Origin of the sequence: Streptomyces sp. E2N166 (genome assembly GCF_003671715.1) — a bacterium.
Classification (GTDB): Bacteria; Actinomycetota; Actinomycetes; order Streptomycetales; family Streptomycetaceae; genus Streptomyces; species Streptomyces thinghirensis.
On record NZ_RAIF01000027.1, the window covers coordinates 51,009 to 61,721 of the forward strand.

The 10,713-nt window shown below is 71.0% G+C and carries 7 protein-coding genes; 3 read left to right on the plus strand and 4 right to left on the minus strand.

Going from position 1 to position 10,713, the window contains the following annotated elements; all coding sequences use genetic code 11:
- Positions 1-27 precede the first annotated feature (27 nt).
- From EBH09_RS20695 to EBH09_RS20715, 4 genes are all read right to left on the minus strand, one after another.
- Positions 28-777, minus strand: coding sequence for a nucleotide-binding protein (locus tag EBH09_RS20695; RefSeq protein ID WP_121748485.1), 750 nt, complete (start codon positions 775-777; stop codon positions 28-30).
- Positions 774-2,348, minus strand: coding sequence for a hypothetical protein (locus EBH09_RS20700; RefSeq protein WP_121748486.1), 1,575 nt, complete (start codon positions 2,346-2,348; stop codon positions 774-776). The genes EBH09_RS20695 and EBH09_RS20700 overlap by 4 nt, the downstream gene beginning before the upstream one ends.
- 6 nt (positions 2,349-2,354) lie before the next feature.
- A complete protein-coding gene (locus tag EBH09_RS20705; RefSeq protein ID WP_121748487.1) occupies positions 2,355-3,113 on the minus strand; it encodes a hypothetical protein in 759 nt (252 codons plus the stop codon).
- Positions 3,114-3,646: 533 nt separating this feature from the next.
- Complete coding sequence (locus tag EBH09_RS20715) at positions 3,647-5,170, minus strand: alanine/glycine:cation symporter family protein (RefSeq protein WP_121748489.1); 1,524 nt, start codon at positions 5,168-5,170, stop codon at positions 3,647-3,649.
- 612 nt (positions 5,171-5,782) lie between these two features.
- Between EBH09_RS20715 and EBH09_RS20720 the strand changes: the two genes are divergently transcribed.
- The 3 genes from EBH09_RS20720 to EBH09_RS20730 all read left to right on the plus strand — a co-directional run.
- Positions 5,783-6,175, plus strand: a complete 393-nt coding sequence (locus EBH09_RS20720; RefSeq protein WP_121748490.1) for a hypothetical protein — start codon at positions 5,783-5,785, stop codon at positions 6,173-6,175.
- A 114-nt stretch (positions 6,176-6,289) separates the two neighbouring features.
- Complete coding sequence (locus EBH09_RS20725) at positions 6,290-8,317, plus strand: flotillin family protein (RefSeq protein ID WP_193776443.1); 2,028 nt, start codon at positions 6,290-6,292, stop codon at positions 8,315-8,317.
- A 78-nt stretch (positions 8,318-8,395) separates the two neighbouring features.
- A partial coding sequence (locus tag EBH09_RS20730) for a DNA repair ATPase (protein WP_193776444.1) occupies positions 8,396-10,713 on the plus strand: 2,318 nt, incomplete at its 3' end.

Consider the following 10,713-nt stretch of genomic DNA (forward strand, 5'->3'; position numbering starts at 1 on the left):
CCCCCGAGCGGCGCCGGATCCGCCGGGCTACGGCCGGCGGTGGTAGGCGGACAGGTGCTGGAACGGGTAGGTGTGGCGCCAGTCGGACCCGGTGTCGTTGACCGTGCAGCCCGCCAGCTTCAGCCGCTCCACGATCTTGCCGAGAGCGGTCCCGGAGCCGTCGAAGCGGATGACGTTGCGGCCCGCGATGTCGGCGATCGGCCGCAGGCCCCCGACCTCGACGATCAGCGTGCGCTCGGGGTACGCCATCAGCACCATGCCCAGCTCGATCAGGACGTTGGGGCGCGGCTGGCACACGGGCCGGGTCTCGTAGTCCGGCTCGTTGTGCCCTTGCAGGTCCGGGTGGAGTGAGACGACGTCGTCCGGGGTGAGCAGGACGAGTGCCGCCTGGGCCTGCGCCGGAGCGCCGGCGACCACGTCACCGAGGAAGGGTGAGGCGTGGCCGGTCGCTCTGACCAGGTCCTCCCACTCCTTGGGGCGCAGATCGAGCCGGCGCAGCAGCTCGTACATCTCGCGCCGTACCTGGTCGTCGCGGCCGTGGACGACGAAGACGCTCCGCGCCCGGTCGGCGTCACCCGGCACCACGGCCGGGCCGGACCGCCATCCGCCGGTGTGCGGCAGCCCCGCCGGGCCGGCCGGTCCGGACGGCGCGGGGTGCACCGGGGAGTTGTCGCCGAAGGTCTGGGTCGTGCCGCTGTTGCCGACGCTCTGGTTGCCCCCGAGATTGTTGTTGCCGCCCTGGCCGAAGCTGTTGCCGTGGAACCGCTGGCCGCTCATGCCGGTCGTGCCTCCCTGGTGATGCCGGAGTTGTTGCCGAAGGTCTGGGTGGTGCCGGTGTTGCCCACGCTCTGGTTGCCGCCGAAGTTGTTGGTGCTGTGGGCGCCGAAGTTCTGCTGGAGGATGTTGGTCTGGTTGGCCTCGTGCTCACTGGTGTCGACGTCGTGGTCGTGCAGGAAGTCGCCGACGATCTGCAGCAGATGACGCTCGATGATCTGGATGTACTTGATCGCGTCCGTTTCCTGGAAGAAGTGGTGGAAGTCGCTGTTGGGCGCCAGTTCGCGGACGCTGGTGAGCGCGCCGCAGTCCACGACGGTCAGCGAGTAGCGGCCGAGCCGGAACTCGCTGGTGTCGGCAGGCTGGCTCACCAGCGTCCGGACGGTGTCGGAGCCGAAGCGGCTGGGCAGCCGCTCGCGCAACGGGTTGGTGATCAGCCGCAGGAGTTCGCCGGGCGCGCTGCGGGTCACGTCCCAGGCGATGCGCCGCATGAGCCTGCCGTCGATCGTGTCGGGCAGCCGGTCGGCGAGGTGGAAGCTCTCCGGCACGGGACCGAGGACGTAGGTGTAGAACTCGGTGTGCAGGGTGCTGCCCTTGATGTCGAAGCCGATGAACACCGAGGTCACCAGCTCCTGTTGCCACGCTCCGATCCGGATGCACAGGTACTCGCGGCTGGCGTCGTAGTCCTCCCGCCAGTGTTCGTCGGTGTGGCCGGGCTCGGGCGTGTCGATGAGCGCGGCGACGGAGTCGTCGCCCTCGGTCGTCCGGACGGCCTTGGCGAACCGGCGCCGGTCGACGGAGAGCAGCTGGATACGGTCGCTGGGGGCGGGTCTGTCACGCAGTTCCGCGAGCATCTGCTCGTGGACGCGGCCGGTGATGTCCTCGACGGTGAAGGGGATGATCGGTTTGCGCTCGGCCGGCCCGCCGTCGCCCGCGCCGTCCGCGGGGCCGTGCTGGGCGGGGACGTGCCCGTTGAGCAGACCCTGGCCGAGCGCGCCGTTGCGGGGCACCGGGGCGCCGAGGAGCAGCTCCGCGTTGGCCCACCGGCGGATCGAGTGGCCCGCGCCGACGAACGGCTTGTAGCCGCCGTAGTACACCGTGTCGGAGGCCTGCTCCCGGTCGATCTTGCCGACCAGTTCCGGGGTCAGGCGCGAGGTCGTCGGAAAGCCGCCGGCGAATCCCGTCCGGTCGTCCGCCGGCGGCGCGAGGTGCTCGGCGAGGGTCTGGAGGATGGCGAGCCGGCGCAGGAACATCGTGGCCCAGGCGAGCCAGAAGACGAGCAGGGCCGCCGAGACGCCGTTGAGCAGCCCCGCCGCGAGCAGCAGCGTGATGGCGGCGGTGCCCGTCCAGAGGGCGATCAGCTGGTTGCGGCGCAGGTTGTGGGCGGCGAGGGCGTGCGCCAGCACGGGCGCCGCGTCGTAGCCGTAGGAGGGGGCCACCACCCGGTACCGGTGGGTCAGCAGCTCCCGGATCACCGCCTTGCGGTAGACGGGGTCGAGGTAGGTGCCCGCGCACAGCAGGCGGGTGGCGTTGCTCGTCGCGTCGGGGGGCGGCGGGGCGGCGTGGGTGGTCATGGCTGCTCAGTTCCCTTCCCGCATGTCCGCCGAGGTGATGACACCGTCGGTCACCGTGTAGGTGCCCTCGTACGTCGTCCGCGTGCCGTCGGTCTCCCAGGCCACGACCGTGAGCGACACCTCGTCGCCCGTCGTTCCGGTCACGGTGACCTCGTCCCGTTCGGTCGTCTCGAAGCCGGCGACGAAGTGGTCGTAGTCCGGGTCGAGGTTCCTGCCGCCCAGCTCCCAGGCGGCCTGGAAGTCGCGGTTGTTGATGGCCTCGAAGTACGCGGTCACCGTCGCCTCCGGCGGCCCGTCCCCGTAACCGTCCCCGTCCGGGTACGGGGAGTCGGCGGGATCGTCGGTCGTGTCACCGGTGGCCGTGCCGTCGGTGGAGTCGTCGAGGGGCGCGTCGGTCGTCCCGTCGTAGGTCCCGTCGGCGTAGGGACCGTCGGTCGGCTCGTCGGTCGTGCCGTCGTCCCAGGGCGACGAGTCCTGGCCGTTCGGGCCGCCCAAGCCGTCCGGGTTGGTTCCGTCGTCCGTGGTCCCGTCGTCGGCCGTTCCGTCCACCCAGTCCGGCAGTGCCCCGCTGCCGTAGAGCCCGTCGGTGGCGGAGGTTCCGTCGTCACGGCCGGTCGCGGCGAGCACGACGGCCAGCACGACTATGAGGACGAAGGGGACCGCGATGACGGTCAGGGCCTGGTTGCGTACGTGGCCGGGCGCGAGTGCTAGCCCCGGTGCGGGGTAGGAACCCCGGGCGCCGGGCGGTACTCGTGTACTACTCATCTGTCACCTCATTGCCGCCGGTATCCGGCTGAGCGGATACGGCACGCGCCCCGAGTGGGCCGATGTGCCTTGTGCATCGCCCGATCCGACCAGGGGCAGCGCTTCCGAAACCAGATTTCTCGGCTTCCGATGCGCTTCCGATCGGCTTCCGGTATGAGGTTCGTCCCGGAGCGCCGGGCTCCGCACCTCTCCTCGGCCGGGCCCTTCCCCATCGGGCAGGCACTCGGCACCGGGCGGGCCGGCAGGTCCGTGGCGCGAGTTCGGCCGGGTCGATCACAGCGGTGATGGCGGTGATGCGGCCGTCGGCGACGGTGAAGGCGAGGAGGAGATCGGCGCGGTCAACCTGGAGACAGCGCTGACCGACTTCTCCAACCGGCTCGACCGCACCGTCAGGGAACCGGCCGGCCAGATCCTGGGGCTGAGTCCGCGCGGCTGCTGCCACGAGCGTGCGGAGGAACGGCGAACGGGCCCGGCTCACCAAGGTGCGAGGTGAGCACGGACCCGTTCGTGGCAGGTCGGACGGTGGTCCTGGGTCAGACGGTGGTCTTCACCGAGTCCTGGTCTTCGTCGTCGTCTCCGGTGCTCGCACCGGCGTTCCGGGCGCGGACGTACTCCAGGAAGGTGTTGAGTTCGCGCTTGACGACGGGGGCGAGGAGGTAGAGGCCGATGATGTTGATGACCGCGAGCGAGAAGAGGATCGCGTCGGCCAGGTCGATCAGCGTCTGCAGCGTCAGCAGGGAGCCCGCGATGGCGAAGACGGTGTAGACGACCTTGTACGTCACCTCGCTGGTCCGGCTGCGGCCGAAGAGGTACGTCCACGCCTTGAGGCCGTAGTAGCCCCAGGTCAGCACCGTGGAGATGGCGAACAGCAGCACCGCGACGGTCAGGACGTACGGGAACCAGGGCAGGACCGTCTCGAAGGCGTCGGAGGTGATCGTGACACCGCCGATGTCCTTGCCGAGGCTGTCCGGGTTGGCGATGACGATGGTCAGCGCGGTCATCGTGCAGATGACGACGGTGTCGATGAACGGCTCCAGCAGCGCGACCAGGCCCTCACTGGCGGGGTGCTTGGTCTTGACCGCGGAGTGGGCGATCGGGGCGGAGCCGAGACCGGCCTCGTTGGAGAAGGCGGCCCGCTTGAAGCCGATGATCAGCGCACCGAGCACACCACCGGCGACCCCCTGGGGGTTGAAGGCGCGCTCGACGATGGAGACGACGGCGTCCGGTACGGCGGTGATGTTCACCAGGATCACGACCAGGCACGCGACGACGTAGACGCCCGCCATGGCCGGCACCAGCCTGCTGGTGACGCTGGCGATGGAGCGGATGCCGCCGAGGAGCACGATGCCGACGAGCGCGGCGATCAGGATGCCGAAGAACAGGGCGCCCGCGGAGGAGCCGAGCGCGCCGTCCTCGCCGCCGGTGACCGAGACCAGCTGCGCGTAGGACTGGTTGACCTGGAAGAGGTTGCCGCCGAAGAGGCCGAAGAACAGGATCATGAAGGAGGCGAGGACCGCGAGGACCTTGCCGAGGGTCTTGCCGTTCTTGCCGAAGCGCTCGGCGAGGCCCTTGGGGAGGTAGTGCATCGGACCGCCGGAGACGGTGCCGTCGGCGTGCACCTCGCGGTACTTCACGCCGAGGGTGACCTCGACGAACTTGGTGGCCATGCCGAGCAGGCCGCACAGGATCATCCAGAACGTGGCGCCCGCACCGCCGATGGAGACGGCGACGGCCACCCCCGCGATGTTGCCGAGGCCGACCGTGCCGGAGACGGCGGCGGTCAGCGCCTGGAAGTGGTTGACCTCGCCGGTCGACCCCTTCTCGTCGAACTTCCCTCGTACGACGTCCACGGCGAGCTTGAACTTGCGGAACTGGATGAATCCGAACCAGCTGGTGAAGACCAGACCGGCGACGACGAGCCAGGCGACGATGAGGGGCAGGTCGGTCCCGCCGACGGGGACGGCGTAGAAGACCACCTCCCCCAGCCACTCGGCTATGGGCTCGAAGAATCCGCTGACTGCTTCGTCGACGGACTGGGTGACGGAGTCGAGTGACACTTTGCTACCTCGATGACGCGGGGCTGGCGGGCTGGGGAGTCTCGCCGGTGAGCGGTCTCTGAGCGAACGTCGTTGTCCGGTGGTCGAACGTGGCGCGCACCGCCCCGTTCCGGAACGTGATCGTGCCGAACGGGTCCACCGGTGGGTGCCGACCCTCCGCAGAGCGGCGCTGGGCCCAGTCACCTGCGGAGTTGCGCTGTTCTACCACGACTTTGCCGGTGTTTGAGTGATGCAAATCACATCACCATCCGTGACCAGGAGAAATTCCGATACGTGAGACCGGACTGTTATGCCGTCGAGGGGTAGGTGCATTGGGCACTTATGTCTGGTACGGCCGGTGCGGCGTGCGGTCGGTCGACGCGTGCGTGCCCCGCCTGCTCCCAGGGCGCCGCTTGGGCCGGGGGTCGCGGGTCTGACGCCTTCTTAACGCTGCCCGGCATGCAGCGGTGGGGGAAGACTGCCGGAAGACGGCAATGCGGCAAGGGTGGCCGGTCGGCAGGATATGGGTGAGGGGAGCACATCGGATGGCTTCGGTGCCTGATACCGGCAGGTGACGGCATCGGAGCCCGACGTGCCGTCGCCGTCACGGACGGGATCACGGGGGGAGGAAGCATGCGGACGTTCGCCGAGGTCGCCGTGGGCTTTCCCGTCTTCCACTTCACCGTCGCCCTGCTCGTCGTGACGGCGTTCTGGCTGCTCGTCGCGGTGGGCGCCGTGGGCTCCCGTTGCTTCGACGAGGACGTGGACGCCGCTGCCTGGCGGCTGGGCGAAGTGCCGGTCGCCGTCTCCTTCTCGCTGATGACGGTGTTCGCCTGGTCCGGTGCCCTCGGCGCCGGCCTGCTGCTCGAACCCGTCGTGTCCGGGGGAACGGTGCGCGCGCTGACCGGCTTCGCGGTCCTCGTCGCCGCCCCCGTGGCCGCGTCGCTCGCGACCCGCCTGCTCGTACGCCTCTGGCGCCGGCGCGTGCCCGACGAACGCGGGCCGTCCCGGACGGCCACTTCCTGACCTTCGCGTTTCTGACCTTCGCGGACGCGGCGCCCTGCGGGCTCGCCGGGCCGCCACCGTGACTCCGCAGAGCCCGGCGCGGGCTCACCTTCCTACCTGCCAAGGACGTAGCTGATGAATGCCATGATCGTGGGCGCGGGCGTGCTCGTCGTCCTCTGCCTGCTCGCCGTACTCGTCGTCTCCCGGCTGTTCCGCAAGGTGGAGCAGGGCAAGGCGCTCATCGTCTCCAAGATGCGCAAGGTCGACGTGACCTTCACCGGGCAGGTCGTGCTGCCGGTGCTGCACCGGGCCGAGGTGATGGACATCTCGGTCAAGGCCATCGAGATCACCCGGGCCGGCAAGGAGGGCCTGATCTGCCGGGACAACATCCGGGCGGACATCCGGATCTCGTTCTTCGTCAAGGTCAACAAGACCGTCGAGGACGTCGTCAAGGTCGCCCAGGCGGTCGGCACGGCGCGGGCGAGTGACCGGAACACCCTCCAGGAGCTGTTCCACGCGAAGTTCTCCGAGGCGCTGAAGACCGTCGGCAAGCAGATGGACTTCACCGACCTCTACACCAAGCGCGAGGAACTGCGGTACCGGATCATCGAGGTCATCGGCGTCGACCTCAGCGGGTACCACCTGGAGGACGCGGCGATCGACTACCTGGAGCAGACGCCGCTGACCCAGCTCGACCCGGCCAACGTCCTCGACGCGCAGGGCATCCGGAAGATCACCGAGCTGACGGCCGTGGAGCACGTGCGCACCAACGAGGCCCAGCGCACCGAGGAGAAGGAGATCACCCGGCAGAACGTCGATGCCCGGGAGGCGATCCTGGAGCTGGAGCGCCGGCAGGTCGACGCCGAGACCAAGCAGAAGCGGGAGATCGAGACCGTACGGGCGCGCGAGGAGGCCGAGACCGCGCGGGTGGTGGAGGAGGAGCGGCTGCGCGCGCAGGGCGCCTTCCTGCGCACCGAGGAGCAGCTCGGCGTCCAGCGTGAGAACCAGGCCCGCGAGGTCGCCGTCGCCGCGAAGAACCGGGAACGGGTCATCGCGATCGAGAGCGAGCGCATCGAGAAGGACCGGCTCCTGGAGGTCATCGCGCGGGACCGGGAGACCGAACTGACCCGGATCGCGGCCTCCAAGGAGGTCGAGGCCGAGAAGCGGGACATCGCCGAGGTCATCCGTGAGCGGGTCGCCGTGGACCGCACGGTCGCCGAGCAGGAGGAGTCCATCAAGAAGCTGCGTGCGGTGGAGGAGGCGGAGCGCGATCGGCAGACCGTGATCATCGCCGCCGAGGCCCAGGCGCAGGAGAGGCTGGTCAAGGACATCAAGGCGGCGGAGGCCGCGGAGCAGGCCGCCACCCACCGCGCGGCCGAGGAACTCACCCTGGCCGAGGCCCGGCTCAAGAGCGCCGACCTCGACGCGCGGGCCAAGCTGCGGCTCGCCGAGGGCATCCAGGCGGAGAGCGCGGCTCTGGGGCTGGCCGAGGTCCAGGTCCGCGACAAGGAGGCGGAGGTCATCGAGAAGGCCGGCCGCGCGGAGGCCGAGGCCGCTCAGGCGCGGATGCGCGCGGAGGCCGAGGGGACCAGGGCGAAGGCGCTCGCCGAGGCCGAGGGCGTCGGCGAGAAGCTGAAGGCCGAAGCGGCCGGTCTGACGGAGAAGGCGGCGGCCATGGCGGCGCTCGACGAGGCGTCCCGCGCGCACGAGGAGTACCGGCTGCGGCTGGAGGCCGAGAAGGACATCCGGCTCGCCGGCCTGGACGTGCAGCGCCAGGTCGCCGAGGCGCAGGCCACGGTGCTGGCCACCGGCCTGGAGAACGCCGACATCAACATCGTCGGCGGCGAGTCGGTGTTCTTCGACCGCCTGATGTCCTCCATCGCGCTCGGCAAGAGCGTCGACGGCTTCGTCCAGCACTCCGAGACCGCCCAGGCCCTCGCCAAGCCGTACCTGGACGGCACCTCGAACCTCCCGGACGACCTCGGCCGGGTCCTCGGCTCGGTCTCCACGGCGGACGTGCAGAACCTGACCGTCTCCGCCCTGCTGATGAAGCTCATGAAGACGGACGACGCCGGACAGGTGCGCAAGCTCCTCGACGAGGCGGGCGGGCCGGGCCTCGCCGACGCCTCGCCGGCGTCCCTCAACGGCAGCGCCAAGGCCTGACCGTCCGACCACCTGGTCTCTCCGGAGCCGCCGCGCAGGGGACGGCGGCTCCGGAGCCCACTCGCGGAAAGGAACCCCATGGCAACCGGGGCGGACACCAGCACACAGGAGACGCCGGGCTCCGGCCCGCACACCGCACCGGGCTCCGGCCCCACCGGGGCCTCCGGCACGCACGGAACGCTGGACACCGGCACCTACGAGGTGCTGCGGGACCGGCTCACCGTGCAGGCCGCCGAACTCGCCCGGCGGGCCGAGGCGCTCAACGCCCGCCGAGTCGAGGAGTTCGGCTCGGTCCGGCTCGAACTCACCGGCACCGAACGGCTGGGCACCGAGCGGGCCTGTGTGCCCCAGGACGTCGTGGCCGTCGGGGACACGCTGCTCCTCGGATACAACACGGCGTTCGCGACCCAGTCCGAGGCGACCGTGGGCGACGTCTTCGCGCTGCACGACCGGGACCTCGGCCGGCTGCCCGAGGACGCCGTGCCTGGCCTGCTCGACGACCCCGCCTTCGTCCGTGAGTTCGGCGCGCTGTACCGCTACTACCGCCAGGCCACCCTCATCCGGCTGCGCCGCGTCGAGGGCAGACTGCTCGCCGTCTTCCGGACCGGTGAGAAGGCCGACGACATCCGCGTACTGCGCTGGGCGCTCACCGAGGACGGACGGGCGTCCTTCCTCGACGCACGCGGCGACCGCGACCACGTCCTGCCGCCCTCCCACGACTTCACGTGGACCGAGGCGACCCGCGAGGACCACGTGCTCGGCCGGCACTCGCACGTCTCCGTCCGGGGCGAGGTCTTCGTCGCCACCGTCGGCGGCGCGCTCACCGTCAAGGTGGACAACGACACCGAGACGGCGGAGGGCATCCACGGCGAACCGGTCGACGAGCCGCTCCAGGCGCTCGCCGACGCGGAGATCGCCCACGCGCGAGTGGGCGCCCTGATCCTGCTGCGCGTCCGCCCCTACAAGGAGGAGACCGACCGGTACCTGGTGTTCAACACCCTCACCCGGACAGTGGTCCGTCTCGACGGCATCGGGGAGGCGTGCCGCCGGCTCCCCGAGGACCAGGGGATCATCTTCCCCGGGGGCCACTATCTGGCCACCGGTGATCACCGCACGTACGAACTCGACCCGGACGGCGTGGAGTTCGAGCGGGAGGTGCTCTCGCCGAACGGCGAGGACGTGCTGTACACGTTCCGCGCGCCCGCCCGGGGCCGCACCCTGCTGCTGCCGTACAACCGCATCCGCAAGAAGGTCGCGGCACCCATGTCGTGCCAGGGGTGGGCACTGTTCGACGACGGCACGCTCACGCTGCTGCGGTCCGAGGGCGGCGAGCCGGCCCGGGTGCATCCGGTCCAGCGCTGGTCCTCCCCGTTCGTGTCCGACACGTACGACGCCGCCCGGCCCGCCGGCAGCGGCCCGCTGGCCCGTATCGGCAACGCCGACCTCGTCCGGGGCATCGCCGACTGCCTGGCCGTGACCCGTGCCGCCACGGAGACCACCCCGACCGGCGGGGTGTACGCGGAACTGGCCGCCGCCTGCGCCCGGGCCGCCGACGCCCACCACTGGCTGGGCGATCCCGAGACCGGTGACCTGGCGGACCCGCTGGCACGGCTGCGCGACACGGCGGAGCAGGTGCTCGCCGAGTTCGAGAACGTGCAGGCCCTCACCCGGCAGGCGGCCGACGCGCTCGACGAGGCCGCCGCGCGGCTCGCCGGGGTGGTACGCCGGCTGCGCGGCGAGGCGCCACGCGGGGCCGCCGCATGGGTGGCCGGGCTGACCGAGCTGCGCCGGGCACGGGGGCACCTGCTGACCCTCAAGGAGACGCGGTACGCGGACACGGCCCGCATCGACGAGCTCGCCACCGGCGCCGAGGCCGACCTGGCCGCCTTCGGGCAGCGGGCCGTCGCCCACCTGGCGCGCGAGGACGCCCTGGCCGACCACCACGCGGACGTCGAACGGCTCGTCGCGGCCGCCGAGGCGATGGACACCGCCGCCGAGGCCGCCCCCCTCGGGGCCCGCCTCGACGAGCTGGGTGAGCAGCTCGGCGCGGTGACCGAGGTCGTCGCCGGGCTCGACATCGGCGACGCCACGGTCCGCACGTCCATCCTGGAGCGCGTCGCGGAGGCCCTCGGTGGCGTCAACCGCGCCCGGGCGGTCCTCGACACCCGCCGGCGTGCCCTGCGCGACCGGGAGGGCCGCGCCGGGTTCGCCGCAGAGTTCGCGCTGCTCGGGCAGGCGGTCACCGGCGCCCTGGCCGTGGCGGACACACCTGACGCGTGCGACGAGCAACTCGCCCGCCTGCTGGTCCAGGTGGAGAACCTCGAATCCCGCTTCGCCGACTTCGACGACTTCCTCGGCGAACTCGCGGACAAGCGCGACGAGGTCCACGAGGTGCT